The organism is Burkholderia sp. PR2 (assembly GCF_052372875.1).
In the GTDB taxonomy this organism is placed as follows: Bacteria; Pseudomonadota; Gammaproteobacteria; order Burkholderiales; family Burkholderiaceae; genus Burkholderia; species Burkholderia diffusa.
In genome coordinates, this window is sequence record NZ_JBQRWH010000003.1 from 134,684 (window position 1) to 159,214 (window position 24,531).

General features: G+C 61.1%; 25 protein-coding genes. 22 read left to right on the forward strand and 3 right to left on the reverse strand.

Annotation, left to right across the window (positions count from 1 at the left end):
• Positions 1 to 54 precede the first annotated feature (54 nt).
• A complete protein-coding gene (locus ACT2FV_RS16270) occupies positions 55 to 519 on the forward strand; it encodes a hypothetical protein (RefSeq protein ID WP_444504370.1) in 465 nt (154 codons plus the stop codon).
• A gap of 48 nt (positions 520 to 567) precedes the next feature.
• On the opposite strand, the gene ACT2FV_RS16275 is transcribed toward ACT2FV_RS16270, so the two are convergent.
• The 3 genes from ACT2FV_RS16275 to ACT2FV_RS16285 form a co-directional block, all read right to left on the reverse strand.
• A protein-coding gene (locus ACT2FV_RS16275) for an IS5 family transposase (RefSeq protein WP_444504371.1) occupies positions 568 to 1,385 on the reverse strand; the annotation gives its coding sequence in 2 pieces (ribosomal slippage) (positions 568 to 1,037 and positions 1,037 to 1,385; 819 coding nt in all).
• A 302-nt stretch (positions 1,386 to 1,687) separates the two neighbouring features.
• Positions 1,688 to 3,046 carry a C4-dicarboxylate transporter DctA gene (gene dctA, locus ACT2FV_RS16280; RefSeq protein WP_444504372.1) on the reverse strand — a complete coding sequence of 453 codons (1,359 nt, stop codon included), beginning with the start codon at positions 3,044 to 3,046 and terminating at the stop codon, positions 1,688 to 1,690.
• A 157-nt stretch (positions 3,047 to 3,203) separates the two neighbouring features.
• The gene (locus ACT2FV_RS16285; protein ID WP_444504373.1) at positions 3,204 to 4,370 is read right to left on the reverse strand and encodes a mandelate racemase/muconate lactonizing enzyme family protein; all 1,167 of its coding nucleotides are present in this window, start codon (positions 4,368 to 4,370) and stop codon (positions 3,204 to 3,206) included.
• Positions 4,371 to 4,489: 119 nt separating this feature from the next.
• Between ACT2FV_RS16285 and ACT2FV_RS16290 the strand changes: the two genes are divergently transcribed.
• The 21 genes from ACT2FV_RS16290 (at position 4,490) to traD (ending at position 24,529) form a co-directional block, all read left to right on the forward strand.
• The gene (locus ACT2FV_RS16290) at positions 4,490 to 5,449 is read left to right on the forward strand and encodes a LysR family transcriptional regulator (protein ID WP_444504499.1); all 960 of its coding nucleotides are present in this window, start codon (positions 4,490 to 4,492) and stop codon (positions 5,447 to 5,449) included.
• A gap of 349 nt (positions 5,450 to 5,798) precedes the next feature.
• Complete coding sequence (locus ACT2FV_RS16295; RefSeq protein WP_444504374.1) at positions 5,799 to 6,041, forward strand: hypothetical protein; 243 nt, start codon at positions 5,799 to 5,801, stop codon at positions 6,039 to 6,041.
• A 171-nt stretch (positions 6,042 to 6,212) separates the two neighbouring features.
• Positions 6,213 to 7,030, forward strand: a protein-coding gene (locus ACT2FV_RS16300) for an IS5 family transposase (RefSeq protein WP_444504371.1) whose coding sequence is annotated in 2 segments (ribosomal slippage) — positions 6,213 to 6,561 and positions 6,561 to 7,030 — 819 coding nt in all. Because the reading frame shifts where the segments join, the coding sequence is not laid out codon by codon here.
• 312 nt (positions 7,031 to 7,342) lie between these two features.
• Complete coding sequence (locus ACT2FV_RS16305; protein ID WP_226117961.1) at positions 7,343 to 7,804, forward strand: outer membrane lipoprotein; 462 nt, start codon at positions 7,343 to 7,345, stop codon at positions 7,802 to 7,804.
• A gap of 90 nt (positions 7,805 to 7,894) precedes the next feature.
• Positions 7,895 to 8,287: a hypothetical protein gene (locus ACT2FV_RS16310; protein WP_444504375.1), complete on the forward strand. Its 393-nt coding sequence runs from the start codon at positions 7,895 to 7,897 to the stop codon at positions 8,285 to 8,287.
• Positions 8,288 to 8,295: 8 nt separating this feature from the next.
• Positions 8,296 to 8,769, forward strand: coding sequence for a hypothetical protein (locus tag ACT2FV_RS16315; protein WP_444504376.1), 474 nt, complete (start codon positions 8,296 to 8,298; stop codon positions 8,767 to 8,769).
• The gene (locus ACT2FV_RS16320; protein ID WP_264160633.1) at positions 8,766 to 8,897 is read left to right on the forward strand and encodes a hypothetical protein; all 132 of its coding nucleotides are present in this window, start codon (positions 8,766 to 8,768) and stop codon (positions 8,895 to 8,897) included. The genes ACT2FV_RS16315 and ACT2FV_RS16320 overlap by 4 nt, the downstream gene beginning before the upstream one ends.
• A gap of 87 nt (positions 8,898 to 8,984) precedes the next feature.
• A complete protein-coding gene (locus tag ACT2FV_RS16325) occupies positions 8,985 to 9,392 on the forward strand; it encodes a hypothetical protein (RefSeq protein ID WP_325090380.1) in 408 nt (135 codons plus the stop codon).
• Between the two features lie 79 nt (positions 9,393 to 9,471).
• On the forward strand, positions 9,472 to 10,992 hold the full coding sequence (locus ACT2FV_RS16330) for a hypothetical protein (protein ID WP_444504377.1): 1,521 nt from the start codon (positions 9,472 to 9,474) through the stop codon (positions 10,990 to 10,992).
• Between the two features lie 279 nt (positions 10,993 to 11,271).
• Entirely contained in the window at positions 11,272 to 11,523 is a 252-nt protein-coding gene (locus tag ACT2FV_RS16335; protein WP_226117950.1) for a DUF3717 domain-containing protein, read from the forward strand.
• A gap of 118 nt (positions 11,524 to 11,641) precedes the next feature.
• A complete protein-coding gene (locus tag ACT2FV_RS16340; RefSeq protein ID WP_444504378.1) occupies positions 11,642 to 12,670 on the forward strand; it encodes an ATP-binding protein in 1,029 nt (342 codons plus the stop codon).
• Positions 12,671 to 12,770: 100 nt separating this feature from the next.
• The gene (locus ACT2FV_RS16345; RefSeq protein ID WP_175804583.1) at positions 12,771 to 13,697 is read left to right on the forward strand and encodes a hypothetical protein; all 927 of its coding nucleotides are present in this window, start codon (positions 12,771 to 12,773) and stop codon (positions 13,695 to 13,697) included.
• 7 nt (positions 13,698 to 13,704) lie between these two features.
• Positions 13,705 to 14,961, forward strand: coding sequence for a vWA domain-containing protein (locus ACT2FV_RS16350; RefSeq protein ID WP_444504379.1), 1,257 nt, complete (start codon positions 13,705 to 13,707; stop codon positions 14,959 to 14,961).
• A 275-nt stretch (positions 14,962 to 15,236) separates the two neighbouring features.
• Positions 15,237 to 16,367 carry a CpaF family protein gene (locus ACT2FV_RS16355; protein WP_444504380.1) on the forward strand — a complete coding sequence of 377 codons (1,131 nt, stop codon included), beginning with the start codon at positions 15,237 to 15,239 and terminating at the stop codon, positions 16,365 to 16,367.
• A gap of 16 nt (positions 16,368 to 16,383) precedes the next feature.
• Positions 16,384 to 16,800 (forward strand): TrbC/VirB2 family protein, encoded by a 417-nt coding sequence (locus tag ACT2FV_RS16360; RefSeq protein WP_444504381.1) that lies wholly within the window; start codon positions 16,384 to 16,386, stop codon positions 16,798 to 16,800.
• Complete coding sequence (locus ACT2FV_RS16365; RefSeq protein WP_012367167.1) at positions 16,793 to 17,104, forward strand: VirB3 family type IV secretion system protein; 312 nt, start codon at positions 16,793 to 16,795, stop codon at positions 17,102 to 17,104. The genes ACT2FV_RS16360 and ACT2FV_RS16365 overlap by 8 nt, the downstream gene beginning before the upstream one ends.
• A complete protein-coding gene (locus tag ACT2FV_RS16370) occupies positions 17,098 to 19,575 on the forward strand; it encodes a VirB4 family type IV secretion system protein (protein WP_444504382.1) in 2,478 nt (825 codons plus the stop codon). Before ACT2FV_RS16365 ends, ACT2FV_RS16370 begins: the two co-directional genes overlap by 7 nt.
• Positions 19,576 to 19,592: 17 nt before the next feature.
• Positions 19,593 to 20,315, forward strand: coding sequence for a type VI secretion protein (locus ACT2FV_RS16375; RefSeq protein WP_444504500.1), 723 nt, complete (start codon positions 19,593 to 19,595; stop codon positions 20,313 to 20,315).
• A gap of 7 nt (positions 20,316 to 20,322) precedes the next feature.
• The gene (locus ACT2FV_RS16380) at positions 20,323 to 21,336 is read left to right on the forward strand and encodes a type IV secretion system protein (protein WP_444504383.1); all 1,014 of its coding nucleotides are present in this window, start codon (positions 20,323 to 20,325) and stop codon (positions 21,334 to 21,336) included.
• A complete protein-coding gene (locus tag ACT2FV_RS16385) occupies positions 21,336 to 22,664 on the forward strand; it encodes a TraI domain-containing protein (protein WP_444504501.1) in 1,329 nt (442 codons plus the stop codon). Before ACT2FV_RS16380 ends, ACT2FV_RS16385 begins: the two co-directional genes overlap by 1 nt.
• Positions 22,661 to 24,529 carry a conjugative transfer system coupling protein TraD gene (traD, locus tag ACT2FV_RS16390; RefSeq protein ID WP_444504384.1) on the forward strand — a complete coding sequence of 623 codons (1,869 nt, stop codon included), beginning with the start codon at positions 22,661 to 22,663 and terminating at the stop codon, positions 24,527 to 24,529. Before ACT2FV_RS16385 ends, traD begins: the two co-directional genes overlap by 4 nt.
• Positions 24,530 to 24,531: the final 2 nt, after the last annotated feature.

The following is a 24,531-nucleotide window of genomic DNA, read 5'->3' on the forward strand; positions in this document are numbered from 1 at the left end:
TTTATTTCAATGTCGATCCTGAAAACTGGACGATGCCTATACAGGAGTATTTCGATGTTCAAGAAGTTGTTTGACCGCGATGCCAAATCGGCCGCGGGAGCGCTGGTGGTGCTGCTGTACGGTGTCTTCCCGATGTTTCTCTTTGGCTCGCTGCTGGCTGCCATCGGGAGCCATCCGGAGGTGGCTGCCGTGTTGAAGAACGAGCCTGTCTATCGTTACGTGACGTGGTGGGATGGTGGAACGAAATGGATTCCGCTCTGGTTCGGCGCGGTCGCGGTTGGCTCGCTCTTCTGTGGAGTTGAGCGGTTGGTGCGTGCGGTGACCACGGGCGCCGAATGGAAGTACATGCCGCATGTGCGAAAGGGAGTGAAGGACTACACGCTCAAACCGTTCCTGAGCGCGTTGGCTTTCGTCGATGGCCTCATGGTGAATGACCCGCGTGTTTGTATCGCGGTCTTTCTCATGGGGGCAGTGCTGGCTTTTTGGTCGCTCCACCTGCTAAAGGTGAGCGAGTCGTAACGAGGTGCCGCCGTCCGTTCGAGGTGGCGTCGTCCTTAAGAGGCCAGTTCAAAAACCCTGCTCAGCTCGCCTGAAGATGTTCCAGCAGACGAGCGAGCAGCCAAGTTTCAGAAATGCTTCGTGAATGTAAGCACGTCGCTCGAAGCGCGTGCGTAGGCGACGGAAATTGTGGAGCCAGGAGTGCGTACGTTCGACCACCCAACGATACTTGCCGAGACCGCTGCCATGTTCGGTCCGGCGCTTCGCGATCACGGGTTTGATACCGCGCTCGCGCAACGCGCGACGGTGTCGGGTGGAATCGTAGCCGCGATCGGCGTAGACGACGCCGGGCTTCTGAAGCGGTCGGCCACGGACACCGCGAATTGGTGGAATCGCATCAACGAGCGGCAGCAGCTGCGTGACGTCGTTGGCGTTTGCGCCAGTCAGGATGGCGGCGACGGGGACGCCGTTGGCGTCTACGAGGATGTGGTGCTTGGAACCCGGTCGCGCGCGATCCGTGGGGTTCGGGCCAGTTTTTCGCCCGCCCCAACGGCGCGCACGGACGATGAATCGACCGCAGCGTATGACAGATCGATTTGGCCGGCCGCACGCAACTTGTCGAGCAGCAACTCGTGCAGTTGGTCCCATACACCAGCCTTTTGCCAGTCGCCCAGTCGCCGCCAGCAAGTTGCGCCGGAGCCGAAGCCCAGCCGAGTCGGCAAGTGGTTCCAGCGCATTCCCGTTTTGAACACGAACAGGATGCCGTTGAGCGCCGCACGATCGGACACGCGCGGACGACCAGGATCGCTCTTCGCACGAGGCGTCACGGGTGGCAACAATGGTTCGATCAGTATCCACAGTTCGTCGTCAATGATCGGCGCTTCCATCCTTGGGCTTCCGTTGTTCTGGTGCCCAAGGTTAACAGCTCGCCGAGGAAGTAAACAGCCCCTCTCGGGGTTTTTGAACTGACCTCTCAGGGCACATGCCCAAGCACCGGCTGAATCGATAAGCCAGACCGGCCGCATAAACGCAGGGGTAACCGCCTGGGAACTCCAAGTTGAGCGCGGCTTGGCGAAAGCCTCCTTTGTCCGTTTGCGTGGTCATTTCGGGAATGCTCTAAAGAGAAGTCGGCAGTTGCCCGAGGGCTCCTGCCAATTTGACAAAAGTGGTGTTCTGGAGGCTTGGAGGCTCAATGAGCGTTCGAGCGGATGGACCCATCGACCGTAGAGGCGGAGCCGATGACATGTTGGTCGATCGGCTGCAGCTCTTCGAGTTCGTCAACGTTCGTGCGATTCAGCACCGCACGCGCCGTGTTCATGTCGAGCTGTCCTTCCCAGCGCGCGACCACTACCGTTGCGACACCATTGCCGATCAAGTTCGTCACGGCCCGAGCTTCATTGAGAAAACGATCGACGCCAAGAAGCAGGACCAAACCCTCGACCGGAATCTTGTGCATCGACGCAAGCGTCGCGGCCAGCGCAACGAATCCGGCACCCGCGACTCCCGCCGAGCCTTTCGACGTGAGCAGCAGCACGCCGAGCACGAGCAACTGGTCCCAGATCGTCAGATGCACATTCATCGCCTGCGCAATGAACAAAGCCGCCATCGTCAGATATATCGCGGTCCCGTCAGCATTGAAGGTGTATCCGGTAGGCAACACCATCCCGACAACTGGTCGGGAGCAGCCCATCCGTTCCATTTTGATCAGCATCTGCGGAAGTACCGCTTCCGTGGAGGCCGTGCCGAGCGTAATCAGGATCTCGTCCTTGATGTAGCGCAGGTACTTAAAGAGCGACAGTCCGCACATCCGCATTACGAGGCCAAGGACCGCAACCACAAAGAAGATCGACGTCAGATACAGGCACAACATCAACTCGCCGAAGGAAGCCAACGTGCCGATACCATATTTCGCGATGGTGAAGGCCATGCCACCGAACGCACCGATAGGCGCGACGTACATAACGATCCGTACAACACCGAACATGCCCTGAAGGAACATATCGAGCATGTCTACGAACGGCGTAGTCCGAGGTCCCAGCTTGGCGAGAGAAATGGCGAGCAGCACCGAGAAGAAAATGATCGGTAGCATCTCGCCGTTGGCGAACGCGCCAACAATGCTGTTCGGAACGATGCTCATGAAAAACTCGAGCATGCCATGTTGCTTCGCTACAGTCGTATAGGTTGAAATCGCAGATCCGTCGATATGCGACGGATCGACGTTCATGCCGCTGCCTGGTTTGACGACATTCACGACGATCATTCCAACGAGGAGCGCAATCGTCGATGCGACCTCGAAGTACAACACCGCCTTAACTCCAACACGACCCGCTTGGTGAAGATCATTCATGCGCGCAATGCCAACAACCACCGACGCGAAGATGATCGGTGCAAGCAGCATTCGGATTAACTTGATGAACAAGTCTCCAAGGGGCTTAAGTTGAGAACCAAGGTCCGGATAAAAGTGGCCCAGCAGGATACCGGCGATGATACCGATAAGAACCTGCACATAGAGCTTCGAGAGCGTCTTCCTAACTTTTGATACCAGCATGTCTGTCTCCTATGACTGGCGTCTTTTTGTAGAGTTTGGACGACCGCCAACGGCGGAGTATTTCCGCGGTGGAAGGCACGCCCGGGTGTCGCCTGCGTTGGTTTTTTATAGGCGCCGCACCGACGAAAATCGTCGGTGCGTTTCTGCTGCTGAAGGTTTATGCCGAAAGCTTGCGCATCTCGGCGATGAGATCCGATTTGCCCTCGAAGCCGATACCCGGAAGTTCCGGCATCGTGATGTAGCCGTTTTCGACCTTGACCCCATCGGGGAAGCCGCCGTACGGCTGGAACAGATCCGGATAGGACTCGTTTCCGCCCAAGCCGAGGCCAGCGGCGATGTTCAGCGACATCTGGTGACCGCCGTGGGGAATGCAGCGGCTCGGCGACCAGCCGTGCTCACGCAACATGTCCAACGTGCGCAAGTATTCCACTAGGCCGTAGCTCAGCGCGCAGTCGAATTGCAGCCAGTCGCGGTCGGGACGCATGCCACCATAACGGATCAAGTTGCGCGCGTCTTGCATCGAGAACAAGTCTTCGCCCGTCGCCATCGGCTTGTGGTAGTAATTGCGCAGCGTGGCTTGCAGTTCGAAGTCGAGCGGATCGCCCGGCTCCTCGTACCAGAACAGGTCATATTGCGACAGAGCCTTCGCGTACTGAATCGCGGTGTCCAGATCGAAGCGACCGTTCGCATCGACGGCAAGCTTCTGGCCGTCTTGCAGCACGCTGAGGATCGAGTCGATGCGGCGAAGGTCTTCATCAAGCGACGCACCACCGATTTTCTTCTTCACAACGGTGTAGCCACGGTCGATATAGCTGCGCATCTCGTCTTTCAGCTTCTCGTGGTCCTGGCCCGGATAGTAATAGCCGCCTGCCGCGTACACGAAAATCTCGCGGTCCGGTTGGCCATTGCCGTACCGGTCTGCCAGCAACTGGAAGAGCGGCTTGCCTTCGATCTTCGCTACGGCATCCCAGATTGCCATGTCGATCGTACCGATCGCGACCGAACGCTCACCGTGACCACCGGGCTTCTCGTTGGTGAACATCGTCGCCCAGATCTTATGCGGATCAAGGTTGTCACCCGCATCGTTGACCAGTGAGGCGGAGTCGGCTTCGAGAATCCGAGGAATGAAGCGCTCGCGCATCAGCTTGCCCTGACCGTACCGGCCGTTGGAGTTGAAGCCGTAGCCGACCACCGGCTTGCCGTCACGGATCACGTCCGTAATGACGGCAACGAGGCTCAGCGTCATCTTGCTGAAGTCAATATAGGCATTTCGGATCGGGGAACTGATCGGAACGGTCTTTTCGCGGATTTCAACGATTCTCACGGCTAGGTCTCCAGAGCTTTACGAGGTTGTTGCAACACATTGGCTGCAACATGGGACGTAGCTTAACCGCGAAAAACGCTGCTAAAATTCACTTCTGTTCACATCACTTTTCAATTCCAGTGAATACCGAGACACAGACTGCTACCGACTTCGAATTTTTTATTCTTCTGGCGAAACTGAGAAGCATGTCAGGCGCCGCGCGCGCTCTTGATCTGTCCCCGCCGGCTGCGACGAAGCGGCTTGGCGTCATCGAACAGCGGCTCGGCGTACGTTTGGTAAATCGAACTACTCGGAGCGTGAGTCTGACGCCTGAAGGCGAAACCTATCTCCGCTATGCCACGCAGATAGTCGGGCAGGTGCGGGAAATGGAGGAAGCGATCGCGGGAACGAAAGGTGAACCTCAGGGGCTTTTGCGCATTAACGCGACGCTCGGCTTCGGCCGAACAACGATCGCACCGTTGGTCTCAGAATTCGCAAAACGCTTTCCCAGCGTTGAGATCCAGTTTGAGGTCACCGATCGTCCAGTCGACCTCGTTGAAGGCGCGTTCGATATGGCGATAAGATTCGGCGAGCTCCCAGACACTCGCTTGAGCGCGCGAAGGATCATGAGCAATCGCCGCTTCCTCTGTGCCTCACCAAAATACTTAGAGAAGTACGGCACACCAGAGCGCGTCGAAGATCTGGCCCAACATCGTTGCATCATTCACCGCCAGAACGACGACGCGTACGGTGTCTGGCGTTATATCGTGAACGATCACACAGAGGCCATTAAAGTAAAGGGGGCGTTGTCGAGCAACGATGGCGACATCGTGCTTCGCTGGGCGCTTGAAGGACACGGGATTCTGATACGGTCGGAATGGGACCTAGCCAAGTATGTGCAGAGCGGGCGTCTCCAACTCGTGCTGCCTAACACTGCTCTTCCATCCGCCGACCTGTTTGTCTATTACCCTAGGCAAAAAAACCAGACGGCCCGGGCGCGCGCATTTATCGATTTCCTGATCAGTCGCTTCCAGGCGCCGTTCACTCCCGTGGAAACAGGCGCCGAGCCACGGGAACGAAAGAAACGAAGCCGCGGTTGATGTGTTGGAAGCAAGGCAAAAGAGTGCCAATGCCGAGTCGGAGCGGCCGGGCAGGATAATTCGGACGTCAACGCCACGCTTGGCCGCGTCGACCAACACGTTGACCAGTTGCGGATGGCCGCGACGCATAAGTTGCGCTCCTGCGCCTACGCCAAATTTGACGATGCCTTTGAGACACAGCACGATTATCTCTCCGGGCACTCGGCACTCGGGAATACGCTTACCCGCCGGAAGCACAAGTCGAACGACCTCCAGTTTTCCGGGTCACTTCCAATATCCCTTCTGCAGCCTCCTCAATCCGAGTCTCCGTCGCGTGCTACGATGATCACTGCGTGATAGGGAGTGAGCAATGGACCTGGACAGATTCAAGCCATATCGCGGCTACTTCTATCGAGTTTCTGTAAATTTCAACCAGGATGGCCAGTGGCGCGGCACAATTGATGTTCTTCGGCGTCGTTGGAACGGCATCTCCGAAACCGTGATTTCGGAGATGAATGTACCTGGCACATTCATCTCCGAGGACCTGGCCCGCGACGCCTCTGACGCCTACTGTCACATGCTCATCGATGAGGGGAATTTCGGAGATAAGTAGTCTCAAGACGCCCTTTTTTTTCATCTAAGATAGACCCACCCCTCAAACATCAGAAGCGCAAGTTTGGTGCCGAGCCAATCGCTTAGAGGTCAGTTCAAAAACCCCGAGAGGGGCTGTTTACTTCCTCGGCGAGCTGTTAACCTTGGGCACCAGAACAACGGAAGCCCAAGGATGGAAGCGCCGATCATTGACGACGAACTGTGGATACTGATCGAACCATTGTTGCCACCCGTGACGCCTCGTGCGAAGAGCGATCCTGGTCGTCCGCGCGTGTCCGATCGTGCGGCGCTCAACGGCATCCTGTTCGTGTTCAAAACGGGAATGCGCTGGAACCACTTGCCGACTCGGCTGGGCTTCGGCTCCGGCGCAACTTGCTGGCGGCGACTGGGCGACTGGCAAAAGGCTGGTGTATGGGACCAACTGCACGAGTTGCTGCTCGACAAGTTGCGTGCGGCCGGCCAAATCGATCTGTCATACGCTGCGGTCGATTCATCGTCCGTGCGCGCCGTTGGGGCGGGCGAAAAACTGGCCCGAACCCCACGGATCGCGCGCGACCGGGTTCCAAGCACCACATCCTCGTAGACGCCAACGGCGTCCCCGTCGCCGCCATCCTGACTGGCGCAAACGCCAACGACGTCACGCAGCTGCTGCCGCTCGTTGATGCGATTCCACCAATTCGCGGTGTCCGTGGCCGACCGCTTCAGAAGCCCGGCGTCGTCTACGCCGATCGCGGCTACGATTCCACCCGACACCGTCGCGCGTTGCGCGAGCGCGGTATCAAACCCGTGATCGCGAAGCGCCGGACCGAACATGGCAGCGGTCTCGGCAAGTATCGTTGGGTGGTCGAACGTACGCACTCCTGGCTCCACAATTTCCGTCGCCTACGCACGCGCTTCGAGCGACGTGCTTACATTCACGAAGCATTTCTGAAACTTGGCTGCTCGCTCGTCTGCTGGAACATCTTCAGGCGAGCTGAGCAGGGTTTTTGAACTGGCCTCTAACTACCGGCGTGGCGACACTCGTGCGTTGCGCTTTCTAATCCATCTGCAGACAAGCGCCTCCCGAGTGATCGGGCAGGCGCTTTTTTTTCGTCCAGAGGAAAGCGGGGCGGTTTTCGCGACGATTTCGGCGCGCGGCGCTGGCGCGTAGTCCTACACTGATCTTGTTTCTCGCGCTTCCGCGCATCGACCCAGTCGCACCGGCTCTGCCCGTGCGCATTTCTCTCACCGACAACGTGTCGGCTTCCCTGTCAGGGCAATCCCCCTGACGGGCGATTGCCCTCTTTTTTTGAGGCAATCGTCATGTTCAAGCTTCTCATCACTGTCCTGCTGCTCTCGTCCCTGACTGCGTGTGCGTCGTACGACTTCGGTTCGCCCGATGTCTACCAGCGCTATGACGTTCAGCACGCGGGAACGATCGAGGCGGCCACGGTCGTCAGCGTTCGGACCATCACGATCGACAGCGGCTCCGACAACTCAGGCCTGTCGTCGCTGCTTAGCGCGGGTGTGAGTGCGTTTCTCGGCTCGCGCACGATCGGCGGCGGTAATGGCCGCTATATCGCCGGTGCCATCGCCGGCGCGAGCGCCGGGTTTATCACGCAGAAGGTATCGGCAGTCCTGCAGCGTCACGCAGGTGTCGAGATCGTTGTTCGTACCGCCGCCGGCCGAGTGTTGGTCGTGGTGCAAACGGACGACCAGCGCTTCACCACGGGCGACCGTGTGATGCTGGTCAGCAGCAATTCAGGGCTGCGCGTCACGCGCTGAGCCCATTTTCGATTCCGGCGATCGCCGGCTTTCCCATTCATAGCGAGGCCCTCCGAAAGGGGGCCTCGCTTTTTTTGTTTCGAGGGCAAGATGTTCAAGGTACCGAAAGTTCTTCACGCCGATCGGCGCGCGGCTGGCGCCGCGGCCGACGCGGCACTGACGCACCACGCGAAGCGAATGCTGCATCGCGTCGCGCGCGACCTGAGGTTGCGCACGGGTGAACACGAGGTGGTGGCGGAGCCGGCGAAAGCAGGCCGCGGCTGCCGCGTCACCCTGCGCACCAGCCGGATGTTGCTCGAAATCGCGGATACGGCATCCCGCCAACGCGTCGCGGTGTCGTTCCGCACGCGGCGGGGTCATCGCGACCTGTCAGGCGGCGGCGACAACGTCGTGCCGCTCGCCCAACTCGACACGGACGAGGGCTACCAGGCCTTGCTTGGCGGCCTTCGGCTCGTGGATGGTCTCGATAGCGACCGGCGGTAGGAGGCACGATGGAATTCGTTGACGTGCGTGTCGAATTTCCTTCGGGCCTGACGGTCGTCGATCGCGGATCGTACGATTCGGATGAGCAGATCGTTTTCATTTCCGTGCAGATGCGAGAGCTGCTGATCGCGGTCAAGGAAATGGAGCCTCCTCCGGTCGTTACGGCGACTTGGGGCGGGTTTGAGGCAACCCTGGTCCAGGGGACGGCAGATAGCTTCGACGTTGCGTCGGTAACCGAACTTGCGGCGGAGCCGCGATCGAGATTGAGCGCCCGGCTCGTGCGCGCGTCCTGGTCGAAGGACCAGCGGCAGCAGTTCGGGCGCTTCTGTCACACGCTGACGGTCTCATCGATCGTCGGGTTAGTCGGCTACGTGCACGCCATCTCGGAGTTCTCTATCTGGGCCGCGATGAACGTCGCCGCTCTGGTCGTGATTGGTGTGATAACGTACGTTATAGGCATGGATTCCATGAACGGAGAATGAAAATGTACTTCGGTCCTGTTGCACTGCTTCTGACGCTGGTGTTCTGCGGCTACGGCATCGTCGCATGCGAACGCGGTCGCAAGGCGGAGCGCGACCAACGTCGTTCTCTGCGTCACCACACGCATTAAATCGAACTGACGGCCGCCGACCTCGGCGGCTTCTGTCCAATTAAGGGCTGCACCTCACGGTGCGGCCCTTTTTATTTTGGGGTTTCCATGTTTGAAGTTCTGGAGCAGCCGGTATCGCGGCCGCTGGATATGCATAAATTCGCCGGCAAGACGGTCGAAGAGGTCGCTCGTTACGTGGAGCAGGCGTTACGAGCCGCCGGTCTCGAGCCCGAATGGGTGACCGTTGCGAATCAGTCGCGGTATGCGAACGAGGCCGTTTTTGGTGCGAAGCCTTGGACCAACTGGCCGGTTGATGGTGGGCGGCGACGTAGTTCAGTGTCGATCCATCGTGGTCAGTCGGAAGGGTGGATCGTACATATCGACACTGTCTGGCTTTCAGCAGAGCGCGGCATCGGCCACTGGCGAACACAACCGCTCATTCGCATAAAGACGCTGACACGTTCCCATGGCTGGGCCGTTGCAGCGGTGGTATCGAACCTGCTCGATATCGACTGACGCATCACCCTCTCTTTCTCCCAATCCGGGGCAACTGCCCGGATGGGGTGGTTGCCCCTTTTTGCAAGGACAACCACTGATGTATACGATTCACACTCCCAACGAAGTGATTCACGTCGAGACCCTCGCGCACGCGTTCCACGTGTTCTTCCACGACGCGACCTTGTCTGCGTACGAAACGCCAGAGATCTCGTTGATTCATGGCGGCACCCCGCTGCCGATTCTGCGCTATAACGGCATCTTGACCGTCCGCCAGCCGGGTACCGCCCACGCAATCTTCACGTCGCTCTTTACCGAGCTTCGAGACCGCTGGTTCAGCAAAGACGGGAAGGCGCTGCAGCCCTGGCAGGTCACTCGCAAGCGCTGGGAGATTTTCCAGTTCGTGTTCGAGCTCGCGTCGAGACCGGCTTGGCTGCTGTCGGGCGAACAGCTCGAGGCGGAGGTAGAGGCAGCACGAGCCGCTGGCCACCGCTTTCACTTGGGCGATGTTTGCGACCAGGTCGCGGACACCCTGTTCGGCTACACGTCGCAAGGGCCGCGGCTCTCGCTCTCGGGTGGGGTCAACGGCCGGCACGAGGTGCATGTCGCCCATGCGCTGTTTCGGGATCAGCCGATCCCGGACACGGTGCTCGCAGACTACCGCGGCGACGCCAAGCACTTCCGGTACGATCTGCAGTGGTTCCCGGTTCTCCTGGACGTGCCGGCTCTTCGCAACTCGCTTCCGTACGGCGTGATGCAGAACGCGGTCGCGATCTTCCGGCACGAAAAGCGGCAGATCGACGGCGAGCTCGGTACCGATATCGTCGCGGCGCTAAAGTCTGCCCCGGCCGACATCACGTACACCGACGTCGACGACCGGCTGTACGCGGCAGGCCTCGTGCACAAGCTGGATCTTCCGGAGCAATACCAGCGCCCGGTGGATGTCGGCATCGCCAAGTCCCCCGTTGCTGCGCGATTGCGCGAGCTGATCGGGGATGCCGTACTGAAGAAGTCGCGGGACAGGCTCGAAGCCGATCGCCAGAAAGGGCTGATCTCGCAGCGGCAGTATGACCTGCAGACCGATTTGGCGACGCTGGATCGAGGGCGTACGACGTTCGAATGGCCGAACCAGTTCGCGGCCGCTGTCGAAGCCCGCGACGTTAGCACCCTGCTGAAGGTTCTTGATCATCCTGATGGCTGGAACGACCACAGCAAGCAGGTACTGCGAGAGCAGTTTGGACTGTCGTTGCGCGGATTGAACTCGACCCGCCGACGGCGCGCGATCTTCACGTTCTGCGGCTTCGATGAGGCGGTACAAGCCGAGTGGGAGGCAAAGCAGGACACCGCTCGAGCACGGCGACGTGCGCAAGAGGCCGCGAATGACGCCAAGGCGAAAGCAGAGCGTGCGCGGTATCGCACGCCCGATAATGCGGTGATCACGGGCGTCGAGCACGTCGATCGCGCGATTGCTGACGGGTATTCCGACATCCGCAGCTTTCGCCATGGTGCGGCGACGCGCTACGCATTGGCGAGGCCTGGTTCGACCGAGGGGCGAACGCTCCACGCGAAGAACGGTACGCTGGACTATGCGCGTTCCCGACTGACGTCACTCGCGGCTTGATCGGGGACCTGCTTCTCGCATGAGCGGTCTTCCGTCAGTCGATATTGAACAACCGGCGCCTCGTGCGCCGGTTTTTTTTCGTCCATTCGCAGCGTGGCAGATCCAAAGCCGCCCGCTTTTCCCGACCTTTCCGGCCAGCGTGTGGCACAGGGACGCCTACACTGGCTTTACTTACCGCGTCATCGACGCATCGAACCCGCCGCGAAGCGGCCTTTTCCTGCCCCAGGGGATTACGTCCCGCAGGGCGTCGTTCACGGGGCGACACTTTCGAGGTCACCCATGAACCAACTCGACGTATCACCCCGCTTCCCACCGGACGTCATCTCGATCGCAGAGATCGAGGTGGCCATCAACGTGTGGCGCAATCGCTCGCCGGCGCCGATCGGCCCCGACGAGCTGCTCGTACTTTGCCCCGAGGCCCGCGTACTCGCGGACGTCTACGGCGTGATGATCGTCACGCGCGCGAAATGCGTGCCGCGGTCATCGTTGACGGAAAGACAGGCCGCCGCGCTCACACAAGCGCACGCTTAAGGATCAAACGGCGTCTCCGGACGCATCGACACGCCGCATCGCGGCATCTCCAATCGCCCCGCAGGGTCACGTCCCTGCCGGGCGCGATCCCGTGGGGCTTTCTATTCAAGGAACCCCCATGAAACTCTCCCCCGCGCAGCTCACCGGGCTGCTCAGCATCTACATTCCGAAGCGCTTCCCGGTGCTGATCAGTGGCCGGCCCGGCATCGGCAAATCCGACATCGTCGAAGCTGCTGCGACCGCGACCGACCACGATCTGCTCATCAGCCATCCGGTGGTCGAGGATCCGACGGACTCGAAGGGCCTGCCGTTCCCGTCATCGGACGGCGAACGTGCGCGGTTCCTGCCGTTCGGCGACCTCGAGCGCGCATTGAGCGCGCGCCGGCCGCTGCTCTGGTTTCTCGACGATCTTGGGCAGGCATCGCCGGCCGTGCAGGCCGCAAAGATGCAACTGCTGCTCGCCCGTCGGATCGGCGAGCACAAGCTGCCGGATCAGGTGACGTTCGTGGCTGCTACCAACCGGCGCGGCGATAACGCCGGTGTGGCCGGGATTCTCGATCCGGTGATCTCGCGCTTCGCCGCTGTGGTTGAACTGGAGCCGACGATCAACGACTGGACACGCTGGGCGGTTGCACACAACGTGCCGCCGGAGCTGATCGCATTTCTCCGGTTCCGGCCCGATCTGCTCTCGGTCGTTAAAACGAGCCGAGACATCGAGGCATCGCCGAGCCCGCGCAGCTGGGGCTTCGTTGCCAGGGTGTTCCCGTCCGTTCCCGCGCACCTGCTGACCCATGCGGTCAGCGGCGTGGTCGGCGAGGGCGCGGCGGCGGAGTTCGTCAGCTTTCTCTCGATCTACCGAGCGCTGCCGTCTGTCGACGCGATTCTGATGAACCCCGATCTCGGGCCGATTCCGGATGAGCCGAGCGTGCTGTATGCGCTGACGACGGCGCTTGCCTGCCAGGCCGGCGAAGGCAACTTCGAGCGCGTCCTGCGGTACGCGGATCGCCTCGTCAACGCCGGCCACCGCGAATTCACGGCGGTCCTGGTGCGCGACGCGACCGTGCGCAAGCCGGAGTTGCAGAGTCATCCTGCCTTCGTCTGCGCGCAAGGCGGCGAGATCGGCAAGATCATCCGCGGCGAAGACTGATCGCCACCTACCTTCCATCGTAGTTCCTGTTGCCACGGCCCGCTCGCGCGCCGTGGCTTTTTTTCGTCTCATCCATTCAGTTTCTATCTGGAGTCATTCCATGAACATTACCGATCTGAAGTCCAAGGTCATGCTGTCGTCCGTCACGATTTCCACGTGGGTCGCCCGTCGCTACGACGGCAAGGTCACCGAGGAGGTCGAGAAGAGCCACCACGCGCGCGGCATTGGCCGATTCAACAAGCGCCTGCTGCCCGAGCACGCGCCGAGCTACGCCGAAGTGCTGTCGATCGGCAACCGGATCCGTTCCTACTACTACGGCCGCACGCTGAAGTACGACCAACTGGGCGTGCGCCTGCTGCCGACCATGATCTACATGGATGTGGCCGAGCGTATGCGCGCGATGAAGGACGAGTTCGATCTCGCAGTGTCGGTTTTCCTGACGAACTATCTGGATCTGAAGGAGCAGGCGCGCGCGGAGATGAACGGCCTGTACAACGAGGCCGACTATCCGTCGCTGGCCGAGCTGTCCGGAAAATTCGGCATAAAGCTGTCGGTGCTGCCGTTCCCGGACGCGAGCCAGTTCGGGGTCGATCTGCCGAGCGACGTGCTGACGAACCTGCGTACCGAGATCGACCAGCACGTGTTCGAGTCGATCAAGACCGCGAACAACGATCTGGTCGGCCGGCTGTACGAGGCCGTGTCGACGATGGCGAACCGTCTGTACGCATCCAGCAACGTTCGCATGGACGTCGCCAACCATGTCCGTGAGCTCTGCGAGCTGTTGCCGAAGCTGAATTTCAGCAACGATCCGAAGCTGGCGCATATCCTCGAGCAGGCCAAGACGCATCTGGCCACCCACACCGGCGCGGAACTGAAGGAATCCAACGTGCTGCGTGCGCAAGTCGCTGCCAAGGCGACCGAGATCGAAGGCTTGATGGCGGCCTTCATGGGCGGCGCACCGGCGCCGATCGCGGATCAGGTGATCGATCAGGCGATCCAGCTTCCGCCGCTGCGCTTTGCCGCATGAGGTCGCCATGGACACGCGACTTTATGAACGCATCGCGAAGCAGCGCACGGCGCTTGTCCTCGACCACCCGTTCATCGGGGCGTTGGCGCTTCGGCTCAAGGTTGTCGAGGATCCGACCTGCGAAACGTTCTGGACGGACAGCGAATCGCTGGGCTACAACCCGGTGTACGCGGCTGACCTGAACGACCTGCAGGTGCGCGGCGTGCTCGCCCACGAGGTGTTGCACGTCGCGAACGGACATTGTTGGCGTCAGGGCTATCGCGAGCACAAGGGTTGGAATGAAGCATGCGATTACGCCGTGAATCCGATCGTGCTCGACGCCGGGCTGCAGTTGCCGCCCGGTGGACTCGTCGACCCGCGCTTCAAGGGCCGGTCGGCCGAGGAAATCTACGGCGTGCGGCAGAACGAGGCACGGCAGAAGGCCAAGCAAGGCGCTGGGAAGCAAGGCGACGGGCAATCGGGTAAAGCAGACGGGAATCAGCCGTCGGCCGGTTCCGGCGGCCCCGGTTCGCCACAACCCGCGAACGGCGGGAACACTCCGGCCGCAAGCCCTACGCCTGATGCAAAGCCTGATGCCGGTCCCGCATGCGGCGAGGTTCGCCAGTACGCGGGGCCCGACAAGGCGGCGAAGGAGGCCGAGTGGAAGGTCGCGGTCCTGCAGGCGGCGAAAGCTGCCCGGGCCGCTGGCAGGCTCAGCGGCGGGCTGCAAGCCGCCATCGAGCAAGCTGTTGCATCGACCGTCGATTGGCGCGCGCTCCTGCACCGGTTTGCGCAGGAAGCGGCGCCGACGGAGTACACGTGGGCGCAGCCGAATCGCCGCTACCTTCACGCAGGGCTGTATCTGCCGTCGTTGAATGAGCCGGCGGTAGGCGACGCAGTGTTCGTGCGCGACGCCAGCGGGTCGGTGTGGGACGCGACGCAGGCGCAGTTTGCCGCCGAGATCGAGTCGATGTTCGATGCGGTTCGACCTCGCCGTCTGGTTGTCATGGACTGCGACACGCGCGTCACGCAGGTGCAGGTGTTCGAGCGCGGCGAGCCGGTCGACCTCGCTCCGTTGAAAGGTGGTGGGGGGACGTCGTTCGTCGACCCCTTCCGTCGCATTTTGGCGGAAGGGATCGATCCGGCGTTTCTCGTCTACCTGACCGATATGGACGGCGCGTTTCCGAAGGAGGCGCCGTCCTATCCGGTGCTTTGGGCGTCGACCACGCCGCTCAAGCGTGCGAGGCGCGCGCCGTTCGGTGAGATGGTCGAGGTTATCTGTTGAGCGCCGCGGTCACGCGCCCATCTTCTGTCACCCACCCGGTCCTCGCGACCGGGTTTTTTTTCGCGTGCGCGAAACAGCAACCATGGAAGGGTGGAGGGGAACCCGGAGAAAGCTATACGTTTTTCTGGAGCATTCTCGGTTAGCCCCCTCAACCGGTTGACGCGAACGCAGGCCTGAGCAGTCGCAAACGCCGCCGTTTGGGGTGCGACGAAAGCTGCTGAATTTCGCCATTCTTTCGGTCCGCCAGCGGCGCGCGCAGCTTGAACAATAGCTGCATGTCCGAAATTGCCCAGAATCCGCCAACCGCGAATCAGCCGAGCGTCGACCGTCCGGTGCCTGATGCGCCGGCGTCTCGCCCGAGCGCGCAGATCACTGCCGAGGAGTTGCTCAAGGTCCGTCCGCTCGAAGACAACGCGGTGAAGCTGTTCTTCGCGTCGCTCGACCAGCTGACCGGTCCGCTGGATGCACCCGACGTCGCTGAAATCATGATCAACGACTACGACAACGTCTGGATCGAGCGGCGCGGTGAGATGCACAAGCTCGACATGCGCTTCAATCCCGCGAAGCTGCAGGGCGCCATTCTGTCGCTCGCGTCGTCGGTCGAGAAGTCCGCGAAAGCCGGTACCGCGCAGGGGATCATCAACGGCGGCCACAAGAATCTCCGGATCGCCTCAGTGATGCGGCCGACCGCGATCGACGGGCATGCGCTTGCGATCCGGAAGCATCGGGAATCGAACCTGTCGTTGGCCGACTACGTTGGCATGGGCGCGTTCTCGCTCGTCCACGCTCGCCGCGAGGTGGAGCGCGCGATCTTTCCACCAGGTGCGCATGACGAGGTCCTGGGAGAAGCATTCCGGGCGCTCGTTCGATCGCGAGCGAACGTCCTGGTGGCAGGCGGCACGTCGACCGGCAAGACGACCTTCCTGAACGCGCTGAATGCGGAGATTCCGCCAGAGGAGCGTGTCATCACGATCGAAGACACGATGGAACTCAAACTGTCCGCGCCGAATCGCGTGCGGCTGCTGTCGAACCCCGACAAGGGCGTGACCACGCAGGTCCTGGTCGCGCTGTGTCTGCGCTTCCGGCCCGACCGGATCATCGTCGGTGAGGTTCGGGGCGGCGAAGCGTACGACTTTATTCAGGCACTGAGCACCGGCCACGACGGTGGCATGGGCTCGATCCACTCGAACGATGCGCGCGGCGCGCTGAGTCGTCTCGAGAGTCTGGCGATGCTTGGTATCCCCACGGGGAGCCGCTGGGAGCTTGCCGACATGCGCAAGGCCATCGCCGATTGCTTTCACTACGTCGTGCACCTGCGTCGCACGGGCGAGCTGCGCCACGTGTCGGAAGTGCTCGCCATCAAGGGTTTCAAAAACGGGGACTACGTCCTCGAGCGCGTTTTTTAACCATACGGGGTTTCCAATGAAGAAGTTGTTCAACGCTTTTGCTCACTCGCCGCTCGCCAAAATTGTCAGCGCCTTCCTTCGACCGGCGACTGCCAAAGTACGCAGCGCGGCGCACTACCTGTTCGGTCGCGGGCAGATCCGCTCCACGTTGATCGCAGCCGCGATCGCGTTTGCCACACCGGCGGCGCATGCAGTGGATCTCAGCGATCTCGGCAACGCCGCGTCGATGATCTGTCTGATTCAGGCCTATGTGAGCGGCCCGGTGCTGTTCTGTATCGGCATCGTGGTGATCATCATGGCCGCAATCATGATCGCGAACTCCGAGAGCAACATCGTCAAGTTTCTCGCGACCGTCTTCATTGGACTCGGTGTCGCGGCGTGTGCGATTCCGATCGTGAAGAACCGCATGCACATCGACTACACCTGTGCGTAAGCCGAAAAAAGTCAGCCGTTCGCTGTCGCTGCCCCGCCAGTTAGGCGGGGCGGAGCGCGGACTCGCGATCGCGAACGGGACGATCACGACGCTGCTCTGCTACAGCGCGATGACGCCCGCGTTCCTCGTCGTCGGAATTGGCATCCATTGGGTGCTCCGATGGCTGTCGTCGACCGATCCGTGGTGGAAGGAGGTGCTCATCGTCTACAACCGCTATCCGGACGTACACGAGCCCCTCCCCACGACGAAGTTCTCGGTTCGGTTTAAGCGTCCCTACGGGTTCGATCAGGATCTGCAATGTTGAGTTCGAAAATCAAACGCGGTCCGGTGCAGGAGATTGCGCCGTGGGCGACGATGGTCACCCCGGAGCTTGTCCTGGACAAGGATGGGTCGCTGCTGACGGTGTTCACGTTCGACGGGATCGACGCCGACTCGCCGAACAAGGCTGATATTTCGGCAGCGCGAGACAACCTCGATCATGCATGCAAGAACTTCGACCACCGGGTAACGGCGTGGTGGCGACTGTCGCATCGGCGTGTCCGTGGGGACATACAGGGTGGATTCTCGTCCCGGATCGACGAGCGCATCGATGCCATCAATCGCGCACACGTCGGCAGCGGCAAGTTCTTCCGCAACACCCATTCGCTGGCGCTCGCTTATACGCCCGAGACCGGGATCAACAAGATCTTCGAGAAAGTCGCTTACCACATGACGGTCGGCGGCAAGTCGGTGCCGGTCGCTCTATGGGAAACCCTCCGTGACGTGCTGTTTGCACGCAGCGCCTTCGCGTTCGACATGGAACGGATCACGTCCGACATCAAGCGGTTCGAGGGGGTGATCGATGCTTTCAAGGGCGGTGTGACGCGCCTCAAGATGAAGCGCCTGCAACTGCAGAATGCCATGGCGTTCCTGCACCAGACGGCGAACCCCTCCGTTCCGCCGCGCCGCGTTCGCTACCCGGTCACGATGCTGGACACCCATCTGACCGAGACGTTCGTGACGTACGGCACGGAGCACCTGATGTTCGAGTCAGCGTACGGAAAGCGGTACGCGAAGATCGTGTCCGTGAAGGAATGGATGGGGTTTCAGGAGGCCGCCCTCGATGTCCTGGCGGACGTCGATGCAGAGCTCGACATCTGCGTCATGTTCCGCTTCCTGTCGACCCACAAGGCGCGGGTCTACATCGAGAAGATGCGCAAGTTCTACAAGGTCGCGGCGTTCAACCCGCTTGCGATCCTGAAGAGCTTCTTCTCGAAGGATGAAAAGCAGGAGGCGGAAAAGAACGACAAGGGGCGTGAAATCCTCGCCGAAGAGGCTGAAAACGCACTGGCGAAGCTTGTGGCCGATGGGACGCAGTATGGGTTCGCCAACATCTCGGTGGTCATCTATGGGGACACGGTTGAGGAGTGCGACGACAACGCGCGTGAAGTCGTCGGCCGCATCGGCAATGCGGGGTTTGGCGTCATCCTGGAGACCCGCAACATCCCGGCGGCATGGGCGACCACGTTGCCCGGACGGTGGGATCAGCAAAAGCGTCTGCAGTTCGTCGAAACACCGTGCGTTTCCGACATTGCGCCGTTGCGCGGGGTCGAGGAAGGCAGTCCGGTCAACCAATGGCTGACCCAACAGACCGGCGAGCAGACCGGGCCGCTTACCGTTCTGCCCACGCGTCACCGCACGCTGCAGCGCGTGACGCTGCACCAACCGGGCGGGAAGTCGCACACGCTCGTGGTCGGGCCGATCGGCGCGGGCAAGACGATCTTCCTGAACTTTCTCGTGTCGCAGTCCGGGCGCCACAACCCGCGCCGGATCAAGTTCGACAAGAACCGGTCGACGCGGATTCCGACGGTGATGGCGAACGGTCGCTTTGTCGATGCGACGGGGCGGTTCGGCGCGGCCACGCCGGTCAACCCGCTTTCGCTGCTGGCGGATAAGCGGCACTGGACCTATGTGGCGGAATGGGTGCAGATGGCGATCGAGGATGAGGACTTCCACTGTACGCCGCAGCAGCAGACCGATATCTATCAGGCTGTCGCAACGCTGGGCGGCGGCGAGTATGACCGCGAACTCTGGACGCTGTCGATGCTGAACACGTTGTTGCCGATCGAGCTGCGTGAGCGGCTCCAGATCTGGACGCAAGGTGAAAAGAACGGTCGCTTCTTCGATCACGTCGAGGATGCGTTCTCGCTGTCGGACGATATCGCGATCGAGATGGGGGACCTGTTTGAAAAGTACCCGGTCGCCGCCGCGCTATTCATGGATTACGCGTTTTATCGCATCTCGCAATGGCTGGACGGGAAGCGCTTCACGATCATCGAGGTCGAAGAGTGCGGCTTCTTCTTCCAGTACGAACGCTTCTATGCCCGCCTGGAACTGTGGGCCGTCACGATTCGCGGCTTGAACGGGACTCTTGTGATGGCGACCCAGTCGCTAGGGCAGCTTGCCCGCGTGAAGAACTTCGAGATTCTGAAGGAGAACATCCCGAACTTCTTCTTCCTGCCTAACCGGGACGCGCGTAACAACAAGCACCTCTATCGGGATGTGTTCGGCCTGACTGACGACCTGATCGACATGATTGCCGACGCGGTACCCAACCGCGATTACCTGTGGGTGACGCCTGATCACGCACGGATGCTCCACGCGCAATTCCCGAAAGAAGCACTTGCCGTTTTGCGCGCCGACGGCGCCGCCCAACGGGTGCTCGACAAACACCACGACTCCGGCTCGCCGCACTGGCGTGAAGAGTACCTCCAAGAAATGTTGACTCTCGACTGATAGGTGATCCCTTGAAAATGCGCCTCCTCCGTGCCGCCGTCGTCGCAGCATCCCTTTTCTCGGCCCAGCATGCCTCGGCCATGATCGTGTTCGATCCGACCAACTTCGCGCAGAACGTCATTACGGCCGCGAAGGCGGTGCGCGGTGAGATCTACCAGAACACCAACATCATCTACCAGTACCAGATGATGGCGAACCAGCTGCTGCAGGCGAAGAACCTCGATCCAGCCGCGTGGAAGGCCGCGTATGAGCAGATCACCGGCGACATCAACAAAGTAAAGAATCTGGTCGGCACCCTCAACGGCCTGTACGGTGACCTCAAGCAGGGTGGCCAATGGGTTTCGCAGGTGCAGACGTTGGTGAGCCGTTCTGGCAAGACCAATGAGCAGTGGTTCGCCGACATGAACACGCTCTATCAGCAGAACGACAAGGTGGTGCGCAACCTGTTCCAGATGGGATCGGACATCATGCAGCACACGAACGATCTGGCGAAGCGCCGTCGAGAGTTGCAATCTCAACTGTCGTTGTCGCCGACGGCGCAGGCGACGGCGGAGATTACGACGCACTATCTCGACATCGTGACGAGCCAGAACGCCGACATTCTTCAACTCAACGCAGCGAAGGCGCAACGCGACTCGCAGAAAGATGCGCAGCAGGTTGAAGACGACAAGGAGAAGGCGGCGGACGCGAACCGCTTCATTTCGAAGCAGCAGGCCGAGCGGTCGGCATATGGGTTCTGAGTCGGTGATGGCCAACGATTCTGCGAAGCGGTTGCGCCGCGGGGCCTTGACGCTGCTCGTGCTGATGCTGATCGGTGTCGCCACGGCTTCGAGCGCGTACGCGTTCGATTTGCCATCGGGCACCTCGGGATGGAGCTCGAGCTACCAACCGGGCGAGGTGGCGAAGGGGGCAATGGCGGCGATAGACGAGATCGCGAAGATCATGAAGGATCTGATCGACCTCGCGGTGACGCTTAGTCAACCGCTCGATCAGCACGCGAACAAGATGGCTGGCGGGCTGGCAGGCATCACAGTTGCACTCGCGGGAGTTCGGTATGCCGCAACCAGGGATCCCGTGGCGGCGTGGCAGTCGCTGATTGAGGACCTGGCGATTCTCGGCATCTTCGGTTCGATCTTCCTGATGTACGCCACCTGGGCGCCCGGGTTCTATAAATGGTTTAACGATATGGCGGTAGCGGTGTCCGGCACGGATGCACAGTCGCTTCCGTCCGCGATGGTCAAATCCGCAGGCTCGATCTTCGATGCGGTTATCGAGGCTTTCCAGGCCGCGCATTGGTGGAGCTACATCGCACTGGCGATCAATCTGATGCCGTTGTTGTTCGCCTGGGGCTTTCTGATGATCGCGTCTCTCGTATTTCTCTTCTTCATTTCGCTGGGCACCATTCAGATGGCCGTCGGCATCGTGATGGGCAAGATCGCCTTGGCGTTAGGTATGTCGGAGTTCACGCGCGGCTACTTCAAGACCTGGCTCGATTACATGATCAGTGCGGGCATGTATATGGTTGTCGCGGCGATCCTTCAGCGCTTGGTGACGACCACGATCACGAGCGCGTTTACCAACGCGATCTCGAAGGGGCTGACCACACCGTATGCCGGATCGCTGACACTCGATCTGTCGATCTTCGTCCTGATTCTGTCGTTCGAGGTTCCGAAGTTCGCCTCCATGTTCGGCGGCGGCGCGAATGCGAGCGGCGGGGCATTCAAGAGTCTGACGAAGCTTGCGACGAAGGGCTTGGCATGATGAGCGAGCTACGTCTCTTTCAGTCGCTCGATCGCAGTGTGCTGGTCGCGAACAACGAACGGCGGATCGATCTGATCGCGCAATGCGCAAACGAAGTCAGCCAAGCGGAATTCGCTCGCAAGTGGCTCACGCTCGTGCATCGGTGCGCCGATTGGTTCTCGTCCGTTCCGCTCAATCCGGAGCTGTACCGGGAGCCTGGTGGTGCATTCCGCTGCACGATCGAGACGGCCTTCTACGCGATGCGGCTGGCCGGCGGGCAGAAGTTCGGCACAAACTTGCCGTCGGAACGCCGGCGGCGCATCGAGCCGCAATACAACTATGGGGTGTTCCTCGCTGCAATCTGCTCGTGGCTGGATGAGCCCTATCGGCATTTCGAGGTGGTGCGCGAGGCCGATCAGCAGGTCTGGAATCCGTCGATTCACGGGGCGGCCGGGCCGTGGCTGGGGGATCTTCCTTACCGGATATCGCGCCGGTCGGCGCCGCTTGCGGTTGAGCGGATGCGCACCGGCATGCTCGCGCAGGCGCTGGTCGGCAGTGAACTGCTCTCGGGCCTGGATGCGGAGGTGCTGGCCGAGGTGTTCGGGTCGATCAACCCGACTGCAAGTCCGGTCGGTGTCGAATCGTTGACCCATCGGGTGGTCCGCCAGGCGATTTCGACGGCGGCCGAATTCGATCGGAAAGCGCAGCGTGGCGTGTTCGAGCCGGTGAAGTTTGCCGTGCCGTCTGCGATCCACGTTGCGGGCGAGCTCGAGCCGGTGGTGACCCCGGCCGGCACGCCTGCCTCGGCCGCGCCGGCGCCCGCTGCGCCGACGGCGGCAGGACGCGCGCCGTCACCGATTACGCCGACCACCCCGACCACCCCGACCGCCCAAGCGGCGACCGCCGCGGAAGGGGGGACGGCAAGCGTGGTCGGCGTGCCAAGTCCGCAGCCGCCACCAAGCCCACCTCAACTGGGCGCGCCGACGCCTGCTGAGTCACGCGAGCCGGCCGTGCAGCCGGCGCAATCCGGACCACAGTCGGCCGTGATCGATCCGGAGCGTCGCGTTGAGCCGTCCCCGGAAGCGTTCGACGCGGTGCTCAAGGGCGCGCCGCGCATGATCGTGGATTTCTTCCGCGCCCTCGGGCAGGACGTTCAGGCGGGGAAGGCCAAGGTGCGGTGGAGTGAGTTGGGCCTGGTGCTGCCCAAGCGCCTGATCGGTAGCTACGGCATCGCGAGCGACACCCTGATCGAGCACATGCGTCGCCGCAGCCTGTTGCTTGCCAATGAGCCGATGGAAGTCACGCTAGCGCCGCGCGCCGGTGAGTTGATTCAGGCGCGCGCCCTATGAACGGCTACATCAACCATTTTCGCCCGATCTACGAGCTCAGGGCCGCGCTCGTATGGCTGCTCGCGATTGTCATGTTGCCCCTGTCCGGGATGCCGCATGCGTGGGCATTCGCGCTGATCGCCCTGGTGGCATTTGCAATTCGATCGGGGCAGGTCTGGCGCGCGCTGAAATTCCGCATGGCCATCTCGACGAAATGGCTGACGACGCTCGCGGTGCCCAAGCTGCTTGCGATCCAGTCGCGCATGAAATCGGAAGCGAATGCGATGTTTCTCGGCACGGGCTTTGAGTGGACACAGAAGCACTGCCAGATTGCGCATGACATTCTTCGCATGCCGTCGACGGATATCCCGGGCCTTCCGAAGTGGCTGCCGAAAACCAAAACCGGACGCCAGTTCGAGGAGATGATCGAGCGGCTCTTTGCCCCGAAGGACAGTATCAGGGACCGCATGCCTCAAGGGGTCTCATGGATCCACGGGCTTGAGCCGGCGAAGGGCTTCGTGCCGTTCCATTACAAGGCGATGGGCGGCCACACCGCGGTGGGCGGCACGACTGGTGCGGGGAAGACCCGTACCTACGAGTGCATTTCCACTCAGGTGATCCATCTCGGCGATGTGTTGCTCGACTTCGATCCGAAAAACGACAAGGAATGGAAGCTCCGGGTGGAGCGGGAGTGCAAACGGGCCGGCCGGAAGTTCCTGTACTTCAATCAGGCAAAGCCCTCGGAATCGATTCGCCTGGAGCCGCTCGATAGTTGGTCGCAACCTTCGGAGATCCCGAGCCGGATCGCGCAGCTGATGGAGGAGGGGCCGTTCCGCGACTTTGCGTACCTGTTCATCAGCCGCTCGGTAAACGGCGAGCTGTACATCGGCGACAAGCCGAACCTGCGGTCGATTCTCAAGTATGCCCAGTCGGGCATCGCGACGCTGCTGGAGAAGGCGCTGAAGCGCTTCTTCCTCGAACAGGGCCTGACGGATTGGGAAACGCAGGTCGCAGCCGACACGGTGAAGATGGCCAACAAGCCCGGCGTCTCCAAAGTGGATGGCATGGTCGCGCTGTACCAGGCACGGTTCGCGGCACTCGATCGCGGCCACGAGGCGATCGACGGCCTGATCTCGACGCACACGCACGACCGCGAACACTACATGCGGATCATCGCGTCGGCGCTCCCGCTGCTGCAGATGCTCGCGACCGGCGAAACCGGCCTGATGCTGGCGCCGAAGGTCGACGACTTCGAGGACGAGCGCGAGATCTGGACCATTGAGAAGATCATTCGCCAGAAGGCGGTGCTTCACGTCGGGGCCGACTCGCTGTCGAACAGCATCGTGGCGAAGGCGATCATGTCGATGCTGCTCGCCGACGTGTCGGCGGTCTGCGGCTCGATCTACAACTTTTACGAGACGCCGCCTGAAGTCGTGCTGATCATCGACGAGGTCGCGGAGGCGATCAACGAACAGGTGATCCAGATCCTGAACAAGGGGCGTGGTGCAGGCTTCAAGGCGTTCGTGGCATTCCAGACGCGCTCGGACATCGAGGCGAAGCTCGGAAATGCCGCAAAAATGCTGCAGGTTTTGGGCAATTTGAACAACCAGATCATCTTACGCTTAGAGGACACCGACACGGCGGACTGGTTCTCCGACAAGGTCGGGGAGACGGCGATCCGCAACCTGGTGATGTCGAGTTCGACCAGCACGGGTAGCGAGTCGCACGTCGGTGAATTTACGGGATCGGTGTCTCGCTCGCTCCAACTGGAGAAAGTACCGCTGATTCCATCCCGCCTGATACAGAGCCTTCCGAACCTGCAGTACTTCATGCGGATTTCGGGTGGCGCGGTGTATCAGGGACGCATTCCAATCCTAAATGGCTGAAA